Below are 20340 nucleotides of genomic sequence, written 5' to 3'. Positions count from 1 at the left end.
CTACTTTTCTATTGTAACCTAACACCGTAAAATAACGCTAATTCAGAAACAAAGAAAAAGATCCAGGGATACCCTGGATCTCTTCAGTTCTTACTATTAAACTTGTGGTTCGTCGGACCACTTCTTCTTTTCTTTTACCGTTTTGATCGTACCTTTTTTCTTCAGTTCCTTTTTCTTCATGACTAGCCACAGCTGTGACGCGATGAATACTGAAGAATAAGTACCTGCAATCAAACCTACCAATAATGCAATCGAGAAATTCAGAATTGATTCGCTTCCGAAAATCAAGAGGGCAATGACGGCGAAGACTACAGTAAGGACGGTGTTCACAGAGCGTCCCATCGTTTGGCGAAGACTCTGATTTACAACATCTTCGATATCTTCATCCGTTTTCAGACGGCGTTTTTTACGAAGATTTTCCCTTATGCGGTCAAAGGTAACGATCGTATCATTAATCGAATACCCGACAATCGTCAATACTGCGGCAATGAATGTAATATCCACTTCAAGCCTCGTCAAACTGAAGAAAGCGATGATAAAGAATGCATCATGCAAGAGGGCTGCTATGGATGCCAGTGCCATTCTCCATTCAAAGCGGAACGTTACATAAATGATGATACCGATTGATGCGATCGCAACGGCAATCATTGCATTTTTGGCAAGTTCTTTACCGATGACAGGTGATACCGTACTGATACTAGGCTCTGCCCCGTAAAGGCCATTGAAATGATCCTTTAACTTGGCAATATCACCTTTACTGAGATCTTCCGTATAACGGACGACTGCAATATTATCTTTATCCCCTGAAATCACCACATCGTCAGAAGTCAGCTTCACTTCTTCCAATTCTTTCTTGATCTCCTCATTTGTCAGGCTTTCATCTGCCAGGATCTGCATTCGTGATCCGCTGACAAAGTCAATTCCAAGGTTCAGCTTGAAAATGACAAGGATCAGGATACCCGCAGATATCAAGATTCCTGATAAAGCAAAGAATTTTTTGCGCTGCTTAGCAAAATCGAAACGATCAAATTTGGTAGGCAGGTCGAGAGTATCATAATTCTCAGCTAAATCCTTGATTTCACTTTTCTTCACACCAAACCAGCCCGGCTTCTTATTAAAGAATTTACTGTGCACCCACAGTCCCAGTAATAGACGTGATCCCCAGACAGCTGTGATAAAGCTTGTCAGGATGCTGACAATCAACATTGTCGCGAATCCCTTAACTGAGCTTGTACCATACATGAATAGTACAGAAGCAGCGAGAATCGTGGTTACATTTGCATCCAAAATCGTTAAGAAAGAAGATTTATTTCCTGCTTGGAAAGCAGAACGAATCGGTTTACCGACCTTCATCTCTTCTTTTATTCTTTCATATGTGATGATATTTGCATCGACTGCCATACCGACACCGAGAATGACGGCTGCGATACCCGGAAGCGTCAATACCCCGTTCATAAGATCAAAAATCAATAGAACCAGATAAATATAAACCGACAGCGTTATCGTAGCGATAAGACCCGGGAAACGGTAATATGCAATCATGAATAAGAAAATGATCGCGATGCCGATTATTCCCGCCAGCACTGTCTTATCCAGGGCCTGCTGACCGAATTGTGCCCCGACGGAAGTGGAATAGATTTCATCCAATTTAACAGGAAGTGCTCCTGCGTTTAACAGGGAAGCAAGATTCTGTGCTTCTTCCACTGTGAAATTACCTTCAATGATGACTTCATCCGAGTTGATCGGCTTGCTTACACCAGGAGCAGATAAGAACTTGGGATCTTGCTTACCCGCTTCTTCTTTATAAGAATCTTTCCCCTCTTCATAATCCAGCCAGATAACCAGCTGATTTTCGGGAGCCATTGCCAGGATATCTTTTGTCAGTTGATAGAACTTTTCACGATCCTTCAGTTTCAGGGAAACGATCGGATTATTCTGTTCATCGAAGGTTTGTTTCGCCGCACCGGAGACCAAATCGGACCCGTCAAGGCGCACCTTATCATTTACATCGCGGAAAGTCAGGTTTGCCTGGGTAGACAAGATTTCCCTCGCTTGATTCTGATCCTCTACACCGGCTAATTGAACACGGATACGGTTTCCGTCTTCAATTTGGATATTCGGTTCACTGACACCGAGTACGTTAATACGCTTGTCCAGCGCATCCGCGGTATTGGAGACTGTTTCTTTCGTTATTTCCTGCCCATCTTTAAGAGGCTTAACTTCATATAGTACTTCGAAACCACCCTGCAGGTCCAATCCTAATTTAATGTTGTCCAGGATGTTTTTTGCTGTTCCTCCCATAGTACCTGCAAGTAAAAATACAAGTAAAAAGAAGGCGATTATTCGGCCGCGCTTTACCATTATGTATAAATCCTCCTTGCCGTTTTTCACCACATGATAAAAATTATTCTATTATATTCCCGATAAATCCATACTCATTATCTATGAGAATCAAAGGAGTGTCAATTAAATATCAGACAATTTACCTTTTCTTTCCTGGACGCAAAAGTGCATTCAATTCCTCTTCATTAATATCCTCGAACCAATTAGGAGAACGATACGCTTCCACCGTTTCAAAACTCATATATTCTCCCGGCTTGACTGAAAGGACGTCACTTACCAGTTGAAAAAACTTCACGTCCACCTCAGGCTTCTTCCACTTCTTTTTAGTCAAATAAGCCCAAAGCCGTTCAACATTCGCCTTGCCATATCCCAATATCTCAAATTCTTCTACTTTACTTGAAAGTGCTGGTTCTAATGAATCATAAAAACGATCGTAAGGATGCTGATTCGCTTTCATTCCTCGTCACCGCCTAGGGCTAACCTATCACAATTAGCCAGAATTATGTACAACTTGTCATGCTTTGTCCACATGCCTGCATATACATTATTGTATACGATAATACCAATTTTGAGAAGGCAGGGAATTTTATGTCAAAGTTTCTTAAAGGAACAATCATCCTCATGGTTGCAGCCTTTATTACAAGAATATTGGGTTTTGTCAATCGAATCGTCGTCGCCAGGTTCATCGGTGAAGAAGGCGTAGGGCTTTTCATGATGGCATTCCCGACCTTGATTCTTGTCATCACCATCACACAGCTGGGCCTCCCTGTAGCCATATCTAAGAATGTTGCAGAGGCGGAAGCGAAAGGGGATATCCGGAAAGTCAAAAGAATCTTGGTTGTCTCCCTATCCACTACTTTACTCCTATCTTTGATATTCACCCCTGCCCTGATCTTACTGGCTCCCTATTTAACCGAAACACTGTTCACGGATGACCGCATCTATTATCCTCTAGTCGCCATCGCCCCGATCATTCCGATCGTGGCCATCTCTTCCGTGATCAGAGGGTACTTCCAGGGCCGGCAAAATATGAAACCCTCTGCCATTTCACAAGTGATAGAACAAGTCGTCCGCATCACGTTCATTGCCGTATTGACGAAAACGTTCCTTCCATATGGCATTGAATACGCCGCGGCTGCGGCCATGGCGGCATCGGTACTTGGAGAGCTTGCCTCGCTGCTTTATTTGTTTGCAAGTTTTAAATTAAAAAAGAAATTTAAAATGAGAAAGAACTTCTTTAAATCGATTAAAGACGGTCGGCACACCTTCAATGAATTGATGAGCGTTGCGCTCCCTGCTACTGGAAGCAGGATGATCGGGTCCATCGCCTGGTTTTTTGAACCGATCGTGGTCGCACACAGCCTTGCCATTGCAGGAGTGGCAGCGTCGATGGCTACAAAACAGTACGGCTCACTGACCGGTTACGCTCTCCCTCTCTTGTTTTTGCCATCTTTCGTCACCTTATCCCTGTCCCAGTCATTGGTGCCTGCTATCAGTGAAGCAAATTCTAATAAAAATTTTTCGTTGATTGAGCACAGGCTGCAGCAGGCTTTACGCTTTTGCCTTATCACTGGCGGTATTTCGGTCGTCGTTTTGTATATATACGCAAAGCCTCTCATGCAGGTCATGTATGGCAGTGAAAGCGGTGCGGCATTCCTCATGATCATGGCCCCTTTCTTCTTGTTTTATTACTATCAAGGCCCGCTGCAAGCGGTGTTGCAGGCGTTGAATCTCGCACGGGCAGCCATGGTCAACAGCTTGATAGGAGCAGTCGTAAAGACAGCGGTGATTTTCATCCTTGCCTCCCAGCCGGCATTCGGGATCAACGGTGCCGCTTTAGGAATCGTCACTGGCTTCATGCTGGTCACCCTGCTTCATTTCATGACCATTCTTAAATATATACCGATGACCATTTATCTCAGGGATTATTTAAAGGTCATCCTGGTCCTCGCTCTTTCAGGACTGTGGGGTCATTATTCGTTCCTTACTCTCTTTACGAATGAAGGTCTTATCTGGAGACTCCTGTTCGGAGTCTTTTCCACAACGATTGTTTACACCGGACTTTCCTTCGCGTTGAAGCTTATCGTGAAAAATGACTTGGAGCGGATCCCGTTTTTACGCAGATTCATTGTTTAATCTAATAAACCCCTTTCTGATGTTGAATATCAGAAAGGGGTTTTCATTTTAAAAGATCACTTATCAATCAAATCAATATAAAACTGTCCGTTATGGAAGCTGCAGAAGGAAATTTCCGAGATCTCTTTGTATCCTCTTTCCCGCAGTTCTTTCCGCAGCCAGAATGGGGTTTTTCCCATCATCTCCAAATGGTTTCTTTGGACCTGCCCGTCAAGAATCAGTGGGAGTGTCAGCGAGCCAGTAGATTTTCTTTCTTTTTTTAAAACCGACAAGCTTCCTGACGGCTCAAGAACGGCAAATTCGACGTCTGCCAGGTTGAAAACATCCTTTTCACGTAACTGGAGTAATAAATCATCATAATTATACCGCTGTTTCTTCATCTCTTTTTCATCTATTTTTCCATTATGGATCAGTACGGTCGGCTTTCCATCGACAAACTCCCTGAATGATTTCGACCGTAATGAAAGCCATGCAGATGCAAATTGAACGAGAACCATCACACTGATGGGAAGGATCGTGTGAATGATTGGATCTGTGGGCTCCTCAATAGCCAATACAGCCATCTCGGCAATCATAATAAAGACAACCAAGTCCAAAATGCTCAGTTCCCCTATCTCCCGTTTTCCCATGATTCTAAAGATGAACGTAATCAATAAATAAAGAAAAAGTGTGCGTATTATTATGACTCCATATTCCTCCACCACTTTTCCCCCTCAAAAAAACATTTCACCTATTAGTATGAACCTTCTTGAAAAAATAATCGGAGGAATTTTTATCCACCCAGGAATGGCCGGATATATTTAAAATATACATACACAGTTGATACAGCCAATGATATCAGGGTGATGGGGACGCCGATGAGCAAATATTGATAAAATTTGATATGTACATGTTCTTTCGATGCAAGCCCCGCTATGACCAAGTTGGATGAAGATCCCAAGAGTGTGCCGTTACCGCCCAAACATGCGCCTAAAGCCAGCGACCACCAAACCGGATCCATATTGACCATTCCAAATTCACCGAATTCCTGGATGACAGGGATCATGGCAGCCACAAACGGTATATTATCAACAACGGCTGAAAGGATTCCCGTACCCCATAGAATGACAAAGGATGTCTTCTGCATATCCCCATCAGTCGCCCTTATGATTTCACGCGCAATTTCATCGATGAATCCCGCCTCTTCAATCCCACCTACAAGCAGGAACAACCCTATAAAGAAGAATAATGTACCCCACTCCACTTCTCTTAAAATACTTTCCGGCGGGTAAATCTTTTCAAGCAGCAACATCAAAAGCACGGCTCCTGCAATTGCCACTGTTGTCACATCAAGATGGAACATAGGATATAGCGAAAAGCCTGTGAGGACCATCAGAAGCACAGCAATCGATTGAAATAAACCATTGTTTCGTTTCAGATAATCCTTTGCAGCCACTCCTTTGAGAAGAAGCTTACGGTCTTCCTTCACATGAAGGACCTCCCTGTACACCGTCCCCATGATCAATAGAGTGACAACATATACAATCACCACCACCGGAAGAAGGTTTTCAATGAATGCATTAAATGTGAAGTGTTTCACTGCCTGGCCGATCATCATATTCGGCGGATCCCCTATGAGTGTCGCGGTCCCTCCTATATTGCATGCGAGTATGGTCATGATCAGATACGGGATCGGGGGAAGATCAAGTAATTTGGTAAGCTTAAACAATATGGGGACAAGCAGCATCGCGATTGTGACATTCGCCAAAAAAGCGGATCCCACTGCCGCGAGCAGCGAGAAAAGAATGAGCAAGGCAAGCCCGTTCCCGTTTACGGACTGCGCCAGACGAATCGCGATATATTCGAAGAAACCAGTTTTACTGGTCATCGTGACAATGAGCATCATTGAAAACAATAGAGCGATGGTTTTCCAATCAATATAGGTAAAGAGAGCTTTTTCTATAGGGAATGCTCCTATCAAAAGCATGGCAGCCCCACCTGCCATCGCAGCCAGGACGCGGTTCCATTTTTCTGAAATCAACAGAATGTATACAACGATAAAAACGATAAGCACTAGAGTCGGTGACATAATCAAGCTCCTTCTGCCCGAAGTCAAGTTTCATAATAAGTCTATGAGGCTTGACCATGAAAAATATCTAGTCTTTTTTCGATACCAGGTGAATATGCTTGTACTAGTAGAAAATTAAATAACAGAGGCAGAAAGGGGAGAACCATCATCGAAGCGAAAAAAATCGGAGGTGCCGTACTTTACGGAACTTTAACCATTTTTCTTATAGCAGTTGTGGCAAGTCTTGTATTTTCATTAATGCTTCGATTTACCGAGCTAACTGAGAGTTCGATATCGCTATTTGTCACAATCGTCTCGTTTTTAGCACTATTCATCGGCGGATTCATGTCAGGCGGAAAAGGGAAGATGAAAGGATGGATGCTTGGGGGATCAACCGGACTGATTTACACGCTCATCGTTTTCTTGTTTCAATATTTGGGATACGACAGTCTTTTTTCAATCGAACAAATGGTCTATCATGGCTGTTATATCCTGACAGCAATGATGGGGGGCATTCTAGGGGTCAATTTGAGCGGCGGCCCTTCAGGCGATTAAATCAGGATTCCTCGAGAACATAAATAAAAAAGCTGCTCCCATGTGCATGGCACATATTGGAGCAGCTTTTTTTAGAGTCTTTTACACGCTGACTACTTCTCTGATTGCATTGCGATCATATGTAAGTCGGCTTCCGTCTCCGCACAGGATGACTATCTTGCCTTCTTCAATGGCATCAATCGTTCCGTGTAACCCGCCGATCGTAATGATTCTGTCACCTTTCGCCAGTTCATTCTGCATTTTCGTGATTGCTTTTTGGCGCTTCTGCTGCGGACGAATCAGTAAAAAGTAAAACAGTACGAACATAAGGATCAACGGTAAAATCGTACCTAAACCTTCCATTCCTTTCCCCTCCTTTCAATTCCTATATAGCTTAGAAGTTTTTCGCATCTGGACGGTTAAAGCCATATTGCTCGAAAAATTCTTCTCTGAAGTCCCCCAGTCGATCTTCTCGAATCGCTTGTCTGACCTGCTCCATTAATTTTAACAGAAAATGAAGATTATGATAAGTCGTAAGACGTATCCCAAAGGTTTCATCACATTTGATGAGATGACGGATATATGCGCGGCTATAATTTTTACACGTATAGCAATCACAATTTTCGTCGATTGGACGGAAATCCCTTGCGTATTTCGCATTTTTCACGACCAGGCGACCTTCACTCGTCATTAGTGTACCATTACGTGCAATGCGAGTCGGAAGTACGCAGTCAAACATATCGATTCCTCTGATAGAGCCGTCAATGAGCGAGTCCGGCGACCCTACTCCCATTAAATAACGAGGTTTATCCGTCGGCAGATGAGGGGTGGTGAAATCGAGCACGCGATTCATGACATCTTTCGGTTCGCCTACTGAAAGTCCTCCGACAGCGTATCCCGGAAAGTCCATCGAAACAAGATCCCGTGCACTTTGTTTACGGAGTTCTTCGTATTCTCCCCCTTGCACGATACCGAACAGCCCTTGATCATGCGGTCTCTGATGAGCCTCAAGACAGCGTTCAGCCCATCTTGACGTCCTTTCCACGGAACTCTTCATATACTCATATTCTGCAGGATATGGAGGACATTCATCAAACGCCATCATAATATCCGAGCCAAGGGCATTTTGGATTTCCATCGCTTTTTCCGGACTGAGGAACAATTTATCACCGTTCAGATGATGACGGAAATGGACTCCTTCTTCCTCGATTTGACGAAGCTTGCTCAGACTGAATACTTGGAATCCACCAGAGTCTGTAAGAATGGCGCGGTCCCAGTTCATAAATTTATGCAGGCCGCCTGCCTCTTTGATAATCTCATGACCAGGACGGAGCCATAAATGATACGTGTTGCTGAGTATGATTCCTGCATCCATTGACTTAAGGTCTTCCGGGGACATCGTTTTCACAGTGGCCAGGGTCCCGACCGGCATGAAGACAGGTGTTTCAAAGGATCCATGCGGTGTATGAACACGCCCGAGTCTCGCCCCGGTTTGTTTGCACGTTTTGATCAATTCATATTTTATTGCAGTCAAGGTGGTAATTCTCCTTCCAAATTAGGTAAAGCTTAGATTACTTTAAGGCTGTTCTCTAATCGTTTGCTGCTTTTCCTACGCTAACAAAGTTTTAGAAAAGGATTACTTAATAAACATGGCATCGCCGAAACTAAAAAATCTGTACTTTTCTTTCACTGCCGTTTCATAAGCATTTAGAACGTTCTCCCTACCGGCTAAAGCACTGACAAGCATGATCAAGGTGGATTTCGGGAGATGGAAATTCGTGATTAGCCCATCAATTCCCTTGAACTCATAACCGGGATAGATAAAGATATTGGTCCATCCATTTTCTTCGACGAATTTTCCATGCTTCGAAGCAATGGTTTCCAACGTCCGTGTTGATGTGGTTCCGACGGTGATGATTCTCCCGCCCTTGCTTTTCACTTCATTCAAAAGCCGTGCAGTTCCTTCTGAAACCTGATAAAACTCGGCATGCATGTCATGTTCTTCAATTTTATCCACTGATACGGGCCTGAATGTTCCAAGCCCTACGTGAAGAGTGATAAAGGCAATATGTACCCCTCTTGCTTTCAATTCTTCTAAAAGCTCTTCTGTAAAATGAAGGCCTGCCGTCGGTGCTGCCGCAGATCCCCTCTCCCTTGCAAACACGGTCTGATATCTGTCCTGTTCATCAAGGCGTTCCCGGATATAAGGCGGCAGAGGCATTTCACCGAGTTCATCAAGCACTTCATAGAAAATACCTTCATAGCTGAATTCCAGTATTCTCCCACCGTGGTCTTTCAATCCGACACATACCGCTTTCAGCTTTCCATCGCCAAACACAATTTCCGTGCCTACTCTCACCCGCTTTGCAGGCTTTACAAGTGTTTCCCATTGATCCCCGTCTTCCTGTTTCAATAACAGGACTTCGATATTGGCGCCTGTATCCTGCTTCTGACCAAAGAGCCGTGCAGGCAGCACCCTCGTATCGTTCAGTACAAGGCAGTCTCCTTCCTTCAAGAAATCGACGATATGTTTAAAACGGTAATGTTCAATGGATCCATCTTCTTTATCCAATACCATCAACCTGCTTTCGGACCGATGCTCAAGCGGTGTCTGAGCGATCAATTCCTCAGGCAGGTGAAAATCAAAATCTTCTACATTCACTTCATGTCACCCAGCTTTTCAATCTCACATATGAGGTCTATTTAAAACGTCCAATGATATAAAAGACAAGAGAAAGTATAACACTTAACAAAATAGAAGTCATAAGTGGAAAATAAAATGTTGTATTTTCTTTTTTGATGACGATGTCACCAGGGAGTTTCCCAATTTTTATAAATTGCATCAGGAAGCCGATGATCAGTATGATTCCTCCGATGATCATCAGCAGCTTAGGTAGACCTGTCACTTGGACGGCACCTCCAGTTGAAAGTGTTCATACACAAGATGCGTCACGACCCTCCCCCTTGGTGTGCGCTGTAAGAAGCCGATCTGCAGCAAATAGGGTTCGTACACATCTTCGATGGTATGGGATTCTTCACCAATACTTGCGGCAATGGTATCAAGACCGACCGGTCCGCCCCTGAAGCGTTCGATGATGCCGCGGAGCAGCTTATGATCGATGTGATCAAGACCCAGTTTATCGACTTGAAGCAGTTCGAGCGCTTCTTTCGAAAGCTCTGAGGTGATATCACCGTTTCCTTTGACCTGAGCAAAATCCCTCACTCTGCGAAGCAATCTATTCGCTATTCGCGGGGTCCCCCTTGAGCGAGTTGCCAGCTCAGCTGATGCGGCCTCTTCAATCTTCGTATTCAAAATTGCCGCCGTTCTCTGAACAATTTCATTTAATTGCTCTTCATTATAGTATTCCAAACGGCACAAAACTCCAAACCTGTCCCTGAGAGGTGCTGAAAGAGCACCTGCCCGTGTCGTCGCTCCAACAAGAGTGAAAGGCGGAAGATCTAAGCGGACGGACCGTGCACTCGGGCCGTTGCCGATCACAATATCGAGGCAGAAATCTTCCATGGCGGGATATAAGACCTCTTCGATCGCGCGGGGGAGCCTGTGAATTTCATCAATGAACAGTACATCGCCCGGCTCCAGTGCTGTAAGGACAGCGGCAAGGTCTCCCGGCCTTTCGATTGCCGGTCCGGAAGTCGTCCGCAGATTCACGCCCATCTCATTGGCTATGACCGCTGCCAGCGTCGTTTTCCCCAGACCCGGCGGCCCGTAGAGCAGAACATGATCCAAGGTTTCCTGCCGCATTTTCGCCGCTTCAATAAACACTTCCAGATTGTGTTTCACTTTATCCTGGCCGATATATTGCTTAATCGTCTGAGGTCTCAGTGAATACTCGAAAGAATCCTCATTGAGTTCAGATTCCCCTGATACAATTCTTTCTTCCATCTACCCTTCCTCCTTTCTTGATATCTTATTATTTTAGCAGCAGCTGAAGGGCTTTCCGGATAATCTCATCCGCTGATAAACCTTGACCTTTCAATTTTGGAGTCACTTTCTTGATCTCCCTGTCAGAATAACCAAGGGCCTTAAGAGCAAGGATGCCCTCTTCAAACGCTTCATCTTTATCTGCTCCTCCTGTTGGAGTTCCTTCGTGTTCATTGAACAGATTCGGGAAGTAATCCGGCACGACATCCTGGAGCTTCCCTTTCAAATCAAGGATCATCTGGCGGGCGGTTTTCTTCCCGACCCCCGGAAACTTCGTCAGAAAGCTTTCATTTTCTTCTTCAATCGCGGAAATGACCTGCTGCGGAGCACCCGATGCCAAAATGGCCAAAGCTCCCTTGGGGCCAATGCCAGATACATTCAATAATTTCATAAACAATAATTTTTCTTCCAATGCAAGAAACCCATAGAGAGCAATGAGATCTTCCCGCACATGTTGATATGTAAAAATCTGTATCTCCTGATTTTGATATTTTGAATAAAGAAATGGATTGGCAGTATAGAGTTGATAACCGATACCGTTGTTTTCTATAACTACATACTCGGGACCAACCTGAGTAACAGTCCCTTTTATATATTCATACATTGAATTCTCTCCTCATTTTAAATACTCATTGTATCACATCTTGATGAAATAGGGCGGAAAATCCCTCCGCACAGAGAAACATCTGTTCTTATTTTATCAAAAAATGGTCGCTTGTGAACGCAAATGGGAAGAGAAATTTTATAAAACAGAAAGGCAGAAATACGATGTTTAAATAATTGGTCCATATATAAAAAAACAACCAGAATCCCGTTTCCTTCTGGTTGTTATACTATAGTATATTAAGTTGTCTCCTTTAGTACAGTTACAATTTTGAGTGCTCTTCATTCCGGCACGGAATACTGTTTAAAGCTTTCCAAAACCTCTTCGAATTTCTGTTTGGACTTCACAGGGATACCTTTGAGTAAAGTCTCATGGCTGTTGCTTTCAAGCTTTTCGACATCAATCTGAAAGAAAGACTGTATGATCTCTGCCTGGCCGGGTTTTCCATTAAAGATGGACAGCACCCCATTTTCTGATATACCGAAATAGCCGTTCGTTTTTAACAGAGGCGAAATATCATCCACTTGCTTCTGGAATACGACTTCTTCCTCAGTCATGTCAATCAACTGCCAGTCAGCATAGGCCGCCCAGAAATCTTCCATACTCCAGATTGTCTCCTGTACAATTTCTTCACTGATTTCTCCGTCCAGGTACACTCTTTCCAATTTCACGGTAACAGTATGCGCTGAAACAACATCAACCGGGTCTTCCCCTGTCTCAGTCTGTTGAACGTTTTCACGATCGGCAGCCTGTTTTTCTTCTGTATAAAAGAAAGTGAAATAAAATGCACCCAATAGCAGCATTACCATAAACACGATTCGAATCTTCATCGTCATCGTGATCACCTCGTACTCGTTTTATGTCATTCCTAAAAGCTCTTTACGGATAGAGTAAGCAGAGCCTTATTCAATAACTAGTGTTGCCAAACCCTGCTAAGAATATCCAATAGATTATTTTTTTGTTACTATATGCAATAAAAAAAGGCCACCAAAGAGGGATACTCTTTTAGTGACCTTTATTTTCATTCATTATTCTTAAGTGCCTTGAACATATTATCGATATCTAAGTTGATACCTTCAAAAGGCCCGCCGTCACGCAGGTCATTATCGATATTCCGGACTCGGCTGAACGTTCCTTCATCAGTTACAACCTTTACTGATCGGCCGTTAAGATATGGTTTTACAGCTCTCTTTATTCTTTCTTTTGTTTCATCTTCTTTATCTTTGCTGTGATTTTGGAGTTCGACCGCTATCAGCACATCCGTACCGTAGGCAACTGCACGGACATCACTTACGTTTTCTACTTTACCGGTAACCTCCCCAATTTTCTCGGCAAGGTCGCCTTCGTATGCAGTGTAGTAAGATCTGTTGGCTTTTCTGGTATTATCATCTAAATGCCCATGATAATTTGCGTCTCCATGACTGGCACGGCCATCCTGTTCAAGAAAGCTTTTGTCATAATCCGCCAGTGGAGCAGAAGGATTCCTTGGATTTCCATTTTCGTCCTTGACTTGAAGGTATTCACGTTTCTTCTGACGGATATCCTGTCCTTCCCTGCCAATCGGCGAATGGTCATACATTTCAGTCAGTGGACCATCCCTCTCGTCCCGCTCATCTCCACCGTGGCCTTCGTTGGAGTAGAATCCGAGTGGTTCATAGGAATCTGTATACCGGTTCTGAGCTTCTTCTTCACCTGTATTACAAGCTGCCAGACCCATCGTCATTACGGCTGCCATTGGTACCATGAATAATTTTTTATTCAATGGTGCTTCCTCCTTCAACCCGCTGATTGAGCATATTACATGCTCATCATTAGGGTGTGAAGGAGAGGCAGTCTTCATTCCTTCAAGTAGTTGGAGACTTCTCCTACATTATGGATTAAGGAGGCGATTCATTTCCTGATGCACCTCTTGAGAAAATTGCATTCTTTGTGGAAATTGATGGATTGTCAAATGAATGAGATAGTTCCATGCCCTCTGTTTATAATTGTAATCTTCCCTGAGGAACCGATTCCACTCCCTGAAAATATCTGTAGGGTATAGTAATCCCAGGTAAAAGACAGATTGATTGAGATAAGGTTGATAAACATTCAGCTGTTTTATTTCATTCAACGACCAATCGATAAATGGAAGGATGCGGTTACAAAATTGCAAATCATCCATTAAAGGCGTAGAAAGTGCGATCAAATCGAAATCAATCAAATAGACATTCCCATTCTTTCCTCTTAAAAAATTATGATGGGCTACATCTCCATGTGTAATGCAAGAAGGCTTCTCCACCATATTCAGCACTTCCAGCTGTTCAACCGCCCGCTTTCCCCATTCCAAATAAGTATAGAGATAATATGGCTGGATAAAGGATTGAAGAAAGGGGATATTATTTTCAAATTGACTCAAACGTTTCTTCCACTTCTTCACCCATTTGTATCTCGGAAGTTCCTCCAGCCACTTCCCTTGCATTGTTCCTGTGCATGCATGGAACATTTTAAGCACAAACAAAACGTCCATCCTGTCCTGTGCATTTCCATAGCTGATTGGTTCACTGGTTTCCAGCCATATCGTCAATCCGATGGGATGACCTTCGAATATAAGTATTTCTCTTTGGTGTATGGGGTGAAATCGCAGGACGTGAGGGAAATTCTGCTGTACTAACATTCTTACCAAAGTTTCCTGCATGATGAATCTGCTCTGGCTGGAATATTTTTTTACAAACCACTTAACTCCATTACTGTATAACACCCATTTTCCTTCTTTTAATTTTTTTAGGGATGCGGATTGATCATTTAATTTGTATTTTAAAAAAGAAAGGAGACGATACGTATAATCGTCTCCTCTCGGATGGATATCAGCTGTCAAGATCATCATCTTGGAAGTTTGGCATGGAGAAGGCTCTTGGTCCAAACATCCCTTGACCCATCGGCATACCCTGACCCATCATTCCAGGACCATACCCGTATGGAGGCTGCATTCCTTGTGGCATCGCACCATATCCTTTAGGTCCCCCGCATCCGCAGTCATCTTTATCGGCAGCTCCCATAACCCCTGATGGCTGACCCATTGGAGACTGCGCTCCCATTACTCCTGATGGCTGACCCATCGGCCATTGTGCTCCCATCACTCCGGACGGCTGACCCATCGGTGACTGCGCTCCCATCACTCCGGACGGCTGGCCCATCGGTGACTGCGCTCCCATCACTCCGGATGGCTGACCCATCGGCCATTGTGCTCCCATCACTCCGGACGGCTGGCCCATCGGTGATTGTGCTCCCATCACTCCGGACGGCTGACCCATCGGTGACTGTGCCCCCATCACTCCGGACGGCTGACCCATCGGCCATTGTCCTGAAGAAGGTGACTCATCCATCGCTCCTTGAACCTGCCCAGGCCACATCGGCTGACCATGCATGCCTCCAGGGAATCCCGATCCCGGCATTACAGGGGATACCGGATAGCAATTATCATAAGGCATCCATTGACCTGGAGCAGTTTGTGAAGGCATTTGAACGGATGGATATCCATCTTCTTCATCCGCCGCACCCATCACGCCGGACGGCTGACCCACTGGTGATTGGGCTCCCATTACGCCGGATGGCTGACCCATCGGCGATTGTGCTCCCATTACGCCTGATGGTTGACCCATCGGCCATTGTGCTCCCATTACACCGGATGGCTGACCCATCGGTGACTGGGCTCCCATCACACCAGATGGCTGACCCATTGGCCATTGTGCTCCCATTACACCGGACGGCTGACCCATCGGTGACTGGGCTCCCATCACACCGGATGGCTGACCCATTGGCCATTGTGCTCCCATTACACCGGACGGCTGACCCATTGGCCATTGAGCTCCCATTACACCGGACGGCTGACCCATCGGTGACTGGGCTCCCATCACGCCGGATGGCTGACCCATTGGTGATTGGGCTCCCATTACGCCGGACGGCTGACCCATCGGACTTTGATGCGGCATATAAGGCATCATAGAAGATTCATCATCATCATAGCCCATACCAGGCATCATTGGCATTTGCTGCATTCCAGGCATCATCGCACCTTGGACCTGACCTCCGGGACCCATCGGCATTCCATAACCCGGCTGCATTCCTCCATGAGGCCCAAATCCGGATCCTGGCATAACAGGTGATACAGGTACGCAATTATAGGGGTTGAAATACATAGGCTGATTGTACCCTCCTTGTGGTTGTGCTGATTGTGCCGGTTGAGCCGGCATTTGTAAGCTTTCTTCTTCATCCTGAATTCCTTTTACATTGTTTTGCTTGGGCTTTTCAGCTTTTGGTGATTTTTTATCTTTGGCTTGCGGAAGAATATTGGAAGGTTTAGGCGGCATTTTTGGTTGAGCTTTCGCTTTTGGTTGAGTTTTAGGCTGTGGTTTGGGCTGTGGTTTAGGCTGCTGGACCGGTTTTTGCATCGGCTTCTGCATAGGCTGCTGAATTTGCATATTCGCCATGTTCATCATGTAATAGTTATTGATATCAATTTCCGGGATGACCGGCTTCGGCATCTTCGGAGTAAACGGTTTTTGTGCTTCCTTCGGCTTTTCTTCGGCAACAGGCTGTGTGATCGGTTTCTGCTCTTTAAAAGGATGCTCTGCTTTAGGCATCTCCTTCATAGGCATTTCTTTCTTAGGAGCTTCTTTAGATCCGAACTTTATCTGTGCTTCTTTTTTTACGGACCCCCCTGTCGTCGGAACTTTGATTTTCATTCCCGGCATTATCATATCAGGGTTCGATAGCTGGGCATTCATTTGCTTTAACTCTTCGAAATTCACACCATATTTCTTGGCGATTTTCCAAAGAGTGTCCCCTTTTTGAACAATATGGATTTTCACTCTTTTTCCCTCCTCAGGCATAAGTCTATATATCCTATGACAAGATAGGCAAATTGCTAATCATCTACATAAAAACTTATGAATGGGCGAAAAAAAATATACCTGCCATCAGCTGGGAACACTCTTCAATAAACAAAAAACAAGCAGAAAAGAATAATTTTTCACTGCTTGCTTTTTTTAAGGGATTTTCGAATGTACAAGGGTCTGCATGTTAAAACCGCCGTTTTCTCTTGACCTCTACGCGCGGGCTAACATTCGATCTAATGCCAACGTGGCATTATCAGCGATATCCATGTTCACTTTTATTATATTTTGTGGTTTCTTATCGATTATATTTTCTAACGACCAAAGTAAATGAGGCAAATCGATCCTGTTCATTGTCAGGCATGGACACATATATGGATTAAGGGAAATGATGTGCTTGTCGGGATGCTGTGCAATCAGCCTTTTGACCAGATTCATTTCTGTCCCTATCGCCCAGGATGAACCCTTTGGAGCATTGCTGATTGTATCTATGATAAACTTCGTGCTCCCGTTCATGTCTGATTTTTCAACGACTTCCCTTCGGCATTCAGGATGCACGATGATTTTCATTTCAGGATGTGTGCTGCGTACATGTTCAATATTCTTTTCTGTAAAATTCTCATGAACGGAACAGTGTCCCTTCCAAAGGATGACTTTAATACTCTCCAGTTTCCCCCCATATATCAAATCATTTCGGATCGGATCCCAAACGGCCATTTCACTCTTTGCCACCCCTAGGTCTGCCGCTGTGTTTCTTCCGAGATGCTGATCAGGAAGGAACAGAATTCGTTCCTTTTCCCCCAATGCCCATTCCACCATTTTGTGTGCGTTGGATGAAGTGACTGTGGCTCCGCCATTTTTTCCAACAAAGCTTTTTATGGCTGCGGTTGAATTGACATAGGTGAGAGGGATGATCGTATCCCCGAATGATTCCTGAAGCTTTGACCAGGCTTTCTCTGTTTGATAAATATCAGCCATATCCGCCATGGAGCATCCTGCTCTCATATCGGGCAAAATGACCTGTTGATGATTCTGTGTTAAAATATCGGCCGTTTCTGCCATGAAATGAACCCCGCAAAACACGATAAAATCCGCTTCCTGGTTTCGGGATGAAATTTGCGCCAATTGAAGGGAGTCACCCACTGCATCGGCAAATTGTATTACCTCATCCTTCTGATAATGATGACCGGGAATAAACAGTTTTTTTCCCAGCACTCTTTTGATTTCCCTTACCCGATTCTCCATTTCTTCTTTCGTAAGGGATGTGATTGATTCAGGCAGGGCGCCTGTTTCGACTGTCAGTTCTTCAAGTAATCCCATTATAAATCCCCTCCTGCCTTAATACTCTTGCGCTTATATCCAAAGACTTTACTGAATGAGTCAGGTATCCGAGTGAAATGTACCCGACACCGGTTTGTGCGTACTCTCTCAGATTTTCTTCCGTAATCCCCCCTGAAGCCTCCGTCACTATCTGAGGAGGGACGTGCTGGATCCACTCCTTGATTTGCTGTGGACTGCAGTTATCGAACATGATGATATCGGCACCGCTGGCGACCGCCTCTATCAGACCCTCTTCACTTTCGATTTCCACTTCAATTTTCACTGTATGACCGCACTGCTGTTTCGCTTTTATTACTGCCGCCGAAATAGATCCTGCAAATGAAATATGGTTATCCTTTAACATCACGGCATCATACAAACCGTTTCGGTGGTTGAAGCCTCCGCCTGTTCGCACAGCGTATTTCTCAAGCATCCGGAGTCCCGGCGTCGTCTTTCTGGTGTCGCAGATCCGAACTCCGCTTCCCTCTACTTTCTGGACTGCCCGGTGTGCTGAGGTCGCTATCCCGCTCATTCGCTGAATAAGATTCAGTACGACCCTCTCCCCCTGAAGAAGAGACCTCATGCTCCCGGTCACTTTAGCAATCAGCTGTCCTTCTTTCACGGGTTCTCCATCTTCCACTAGCACCTCGGCGACTGATTCCGGACTCAATAATGAGAAGGTCGTTTCAATCACGCTTTTTCCGCAGAAAATCCCTTCTTCTTTTACCATTAAGTAGAACGTTCCTTCATCGCTTTCCGCAAATACACTTTCTGATGAAAGATCACCGTCACCGAGATCTTCTTTTAGAAATTCTTCAAGCATAGATTTCAATTTGATGTTGTTCATCATGTACCACCTTCAGTTGATGATTTTCATTTATTAAAAAAATCGAACGTTTAAACCAATCTGTATTGTTCTCTCCAGGATAGTCGGATCGGATGTGCCCGCCCCTGCTTTCCGTCCTTATGAGGGCTGACTGTGTGATCAACATACTGACCACCCACATTAAGTATGTTTGCACCTTACCTTGAGACAATTGGTCGAGGTCTGTTTTATAAGTTAAGGATTGGGCTTTCAGCCAGTTCAAATGATTGGTTAAACTTTGTTCATTTCGTATGATCCCTACATCCCTCATCATCCGCTCTTTAAGTTCAGCGGGATCAAACGTAATTTCCGTATTAGTTCCTCTATATTTCGGAACGTGATAAGCTGCCTTGAAAAAAGCAGCATTCTTTTTAGTTTTAATCAGATGATGTCCGAGTCTTTCTCCAAATACCAGACCTTCGAGCAGGGAGTTCGACGCAAGCCGGTTTGCACCATGTAATCCTGTGCAGGCTACCTCCCCGATTGCATATAAACCATGGACCGTGGTTTTTCCTTCTTCATCTGTCACAACTCCCCCCATCGTGAAGTGACATCCCGGAGTAACCGGGATTCTCCCTTCTGATAAGGAGATATGATGGTTTTCACACATTTTTGTGATGGAAGGAAATTTCGTTTCAAAATCTTTTACCGGAGTGATATCAAGGAAGACCGTTTTCCCTTCCATTCGCTCACGATTGATCCTCTCTGCCACGATATGGCGCGGGGCAAGCTCTAGCTGTGGATGCACACCTTCCATGATTCTTTCTCCTGAATCATTGATTAAGAGTGCCCCTTCTCCCCGGACTGCTTCTGAAACGAGCCCGCCGGAAGTGCTGCCCAAGGACAGAAGAGTAGGATGAAATTGAATGAATTCCATATCAGACAGCGCAGCCCCCGCTAGAAAGGCCAGTGCCATACCGTCGCCCGTAACCGTTGGTGCATTGCTGCTCAATGAATAGATCGAGCCCGCGCCTCCTGTGGAAAGGACCACATGAGGAGCAAAATAGTGATGAATGGACCCGTCACCTTTCATCGTTTTGACTCCGCAGCAATGACCCCGTTCATTTTTTATGAGTTCGAAAACCATTTCTTCTTGAACGAAGCTGACTTTTTCAAGTGCATTCAATAAATAATCGACGATGTATTTCCCTGTCTGGTCGCCGCCGCTATGGAGGATGCGCGCCATACTGTGTGCTCCCTCCATCCCGAGCGCAAGGTCCCCCGCAGCCTTCCTGTCAAAAGGAGCCCCGTCATTGATCAAGTATTCTATGATTCTTTTACCATCCCTTATAACGTTCTTCACTATCTCCTCGGACTGATGGTGGCAGCCTGCTGTCATAGTATCTCTTGTATGAAGCTCGACTTTATCCAGTTTGCCGACCGGTGCAGCAATCCCGCCCTGGGCAAGATATGAATTGCTGTCTTTGACTTTATTCTTTGTGATAATTATCACATTCAAATGCTCCTGAAGCTGACGGGCAAGCTGTAATGCCGCAATCCCGCTTCCCACAATGATTACATCGGTATTCATCATATTAAAATCCTCCTGATTATTTACAGGTGTCTTGACACATATATTTACACATTATTAAACTAATGACAAGAGTTTTTTTATGGATGGCATTTTTTATGGCCGTTGTTTTTCATCTGTTTTCCGGATGGGTCGCGTTCACTTGC

General features: G+C 44.6%; 19 protein-coding genes. 2 read left to right on the top strand and 17 right to left on the bottom strand.

Features of this window, described 5'->3' with window-relative positions; genetic code table 11:
- Positions 1–96: 96 nt before the first annotated feature.
- Both secDF and ACXAFV_RS07770 read right to left on the bottom strand, forming a co-directional pair.
- Entirely contained in the window at positions 97–2361 is a 2265-nt protein-coding gene (gene secDF / locus ACXAFV_RS07775; RefSeq protein WP_475125544.1) for a protein translocase subunit SecDF, read from the bottom strand.
- 121 nt (positions 2362–2482) lie between these two features.
- The gene (locus ACXAFV_RS07770; RefSeq protein WP_475125543.1) at positions 2483–2800 is read right to left on the bottom strand and encodes a post-transcriptional regulator; all 318 of its coding nucleotides are present in this window, start codon (positions 2798–2800) and stop codon (positions 2483–2485) included.
- Positions 2801–2931: 131 nt separating this feature from the next.
- Here ACXAFV_RS07770 and spoVB point away from each other — a divergent pair, with 131 nt between their 5' ends.
- Complete coding sequence (spoVB, locus tag ACXAFV_RS07765; protein WP_475125541.1) at positions 2932–4479, top strand: stage V sporulation protein B; 1548 nt, start codon at positions 2932–2934, stop codon at positions 4477–4479.
- 56 nt (positions 4480–4535) lie between these two features.
- On the opposite strand, the gene ACXAFV_RS07760 is transcribed toward spoVB, so the two are convergent.
- Both ACXAFV_RS07760 and ACXAFV_RS07755 read right to left on the bottom strand, forming a co-directional pair.
- Entirely contained in the window at positions 4536–5180 is a 645-nt protein-coding gene (locus ACXAFV_RS07760; RefSeq protein WP_475125540.1) for a DUF421 domain-containing protein, read from the bottom strand.
- 71 nt (positions 5181–5251) lie between these two features.
- Entirely contained in the window at positions 5252–6547 is a 1296-nt protein-coding gene (locus ACXAFV_RS07755; RefSeq protein ID WP_475125539.1) for an ArsB/NhaD family transporter, read from the bottom strand.
- A gap of 147 nt (positions 6548–6694) precedes the next feature.
- Here ACXAFV_RS07755 and ACXAFV_RS07750 point away from each other — a divergent pair, with 147 nt between their 5' ends.
- Complete coding sequence (locus ACXAFV_RS07750) at positions 6695–7081, top strand: TIGR04086 family membrane protein (protein WP_475126093.1); 387 nt, start codon at positions 6695–6697, stop codon at positions 7079–7081.
- Positions 7082–7162: 81 nt separating this feature from the next.
- Here the strand turns inward: ACXAFV_RS07750 and yajC are convergent, their stop codons facing one another.
- From yajC to nadB, 13 genes are all read right to left on the bottom strand, one after another.
- Entirely contained in the window at positions 7163–7423 is a 261-nt protein-coding gene (gene yajC / locus ACXAFV_RS07745) for a preprotein translocase subunit YajC (protein ID WP_446243744.1), read from the bottom strand.
- A gap of 31 nt (positions 7424–7454) precedes the next feature.
- Positions 7455–8594 (bottom strand): tRNA guanosine(34) transglycosylase Tgt, encoded by a 1140-nt coding sequence (gene tgt / locus ACXAFV_RS07740; protein ID WP_475125538.1) that lies wholly within the window; start codon positions 8592–8594, stop codon positions 7455–7457.
- A gap of 102 nt (positions 8595–8696) precedes the next feature.
- Positions 8697–9722, bottom strand: coding sequence for a tRNA preQ1(34) S-adenosylmethionine ribosyltransferase-isomerase QueA (gene queA / locus ACXAFV_RS07735; protein WP_475125537.1), 1026 nt, complete (start codon positions 9720–9722; stop codon positions 8697–8699).
- A gap of 37 nt (positions 9723–9759) precedes the next feature.
- Positions 9760–9966: a DUF2905 domain-containing protein gene (locus ACXAFV_RS07730; RefSeq protein ID WP_058297873.1), complete on the bottom strand. Its 207-nt coding sequence runs from the start codon at positions 9964–9966 to the stop codon at positions 9760–9762.
- A complete protein-coding gene (gene ruvB / locus ACXAFV_RS07725) occupies positions 9963–10964 on the bottom strand; it encodes a Holliday junction branch migration DNA helicase RuvB (RefSeq protein WP_475125536.1) in 1002 nt (333 codons plus the stop codon). Before ruvB ends, ACXAFV_RS07730 begins: the two co-directional genes overlap by 4 nt.
- Before the next feature lie 28 nt (positions 10965–10992).
- On the bottom strand, positions 10993–11607 hold the full coding sequence (ruvA, locus tag ACXAFV_RS07720; protein ID WP_475125535.1) for a Holliday junction branch migration protein RuvA: 615 nt from the start codon (positions 11605–11607) through the stop codon (positions 10993–10995).
- 281 nt (positions 11608–11888) lie between these two features.
- On the bottom strand, positions 11889–12443 hold the full coding sequence (locus tag ACXAFV_RS07715; protein WP_475125533.1) for a BofC C-terminal domain-containing protein: 555 nt from the start codon (positions 12441–12443) through the stop codon (positions 11889–11891).
- A gap of 185 nt (positions 12444–12628) precedes the next feature.
- Positions 12629–13369, bottom strand: a complete 741-nt coding sequence (locus ACXAFV_RS07710) for a YhcN/YlaJ family sporulation lipoprotein (RefSeq protein WP_475125532.1) — start codon at positions 13367–13369, stop codon at positions 12629–12631.
- Positions 13370–13477: 108 nt separating this feature from the next.
- A complete protein-coding gene (locus ACXAFV_RS07705; protein ID WP_475125531.1) occupies positions 13478–14461 on the bottom strand; it encodes a phosphotransferase in 984 nt (327 codons plus the stop codon).
- The gene (safA, locus tag ACXAFV_RS07700) at positions 14451–16454 is read right to left on the bottom strand and encodes a SafA/ExsA family spore coat assembly protein (RefSeq protein ID WP_475125530.1); all 2004 of its coding nucleotides are present in this window, start codon (positions 16452–16454) and stop codon (positions 14451–14453) included. Before safA ends, ACXAFV_RS07705 begins: the two co-directional genes overlap by 11 nt.
- Before the next feature lie 237 nt (positions 16455–16691).
- Positions 16692–17798 carry a quinolinate synthase NadA gene (gene nadA, locus ACXAFV_RS07695; RefSeq protein WP_475125528.1) on the bottom strand — a complete coding sequence of 369 codons (1107 nt, stop codon included), beginning with the start codon at positions 17796–17798 and terminating at the stop codon, positions 16692–16694.
- On the bottom strand, positions 17785–18645 hold the full coding sequence (nadC, locus tag ACXAFV_RS07690; protein WP_475125526.1) for a carboxylating nicotinate-nucleotide diphosphorylase: 861 nt from the start codon (positions 18643–18645) through the stop codon (positions 17785–17787). The genes nadA and nadC overlap by 14 nt, the downstream gene beginning before the upstream one ends.
- The gene (gene nadB, locus ACXAFV_RS07685; RefSeq protein ID WP_475125525.1) at positions 18614–20197 is read right to left on the bottom strand and encodes an L-aspartate oxidase; all 1584 of its coding nucleotides are present in this window, start codon (positions 20195–20197) and stop codon (positions 18614–18616) included. Before nadB ends, nadC begins: the two co-directional genes overlap by 32 nt.
- Positions 20198–20340: the final 143 nt, after the last annotated feature.

The sequence above is a fragment of the Rossellomorea sp. ABR4_012 genome (genome assembly GCF_056159545.1).
Note: the sequence above shows the minus strand (reverse complement) of the source record. Positions and strands in the feature narration are given on the sequence as shown.

Excerpts from the sequence above, each read along its gene's own strand:
- secDF (WP_475125544.1), bottom strand. The coding sequence starts at position 2,361 with ATGGTAAAGCGCGGCCGAATAATCGCCTTCTTTTTACTTGTATTTTTA.
- ACXAFV_RS07770 (WP_475125543.1), bottom strand. The coding sequence starts at position 2,800 with ATGAAAGCGAATCAGCATCCTTACGATCGTTTTTATGATTCATTAGAA.
- spoVB (WP_475125541.1), top strand. The coding sequence starts at position 2,932 with ATGTCAAAGTTTCTTAAAGGAACAATCATCCTCATGGTTGCAGCCTTT.
- ACXAFV_RS07755 (WP_475125539.1), bottom strand. The coding sequence starts at position 6,547 with ATGTCACCGACTCTAGTGCTTATCGTTTTTATCGTTGTATACATTCTG.
- yajC (WP_446243744.1), bottom strand. The coding sequence starts at position 7,423 with ATGGAAGGTTTAGGTACGATTTTACCGTTGATCCTTATGTTCGTACTG.
- ruvB (WP_475125536.1), bottom strand. The coding sequence starts at position 10,964 with ATGGAAGAAAGAATTGTATCAGGGGAATCTGAACTCAATGAGGATTCT.
- ruvA (WP_475125535.1), bottom strand. The coding sequence starts at position 11,607 with ATGTATGAATATATAAAAGGGACTGTTACTCAGGTTGGTCCCGAGTAT.
- ACXAFV_RS07715 (WP_475125533.1), bottom strand. The coding sequence starts at position 12,443 with ATGACGATGAAGATTCGAATCGTGTTTATGGTAATGCTGCTATTGGGT.
- nadA (WP_475125528.1), bottom strand. The coding sequence starts at position 17,798 with ATGGGATTACTTGAAGAACTGACAGTCGAAACAGGCGCCCTGCCTGAA.
- nadC (WP_475125526.1), bottom strand. The coding sequence starts at position 18,645 with ATGAACAACATCAAATTGAAATCTATGCTTGAAGAATTTCTAAAAGAA.
- nadB (WP_475125525.1), bottom strand. The coding sequence starts at position 20,197 with ATGATGAATACCGATGTAATCATTGTGGGAAGCGGGATTGCGGCATTA.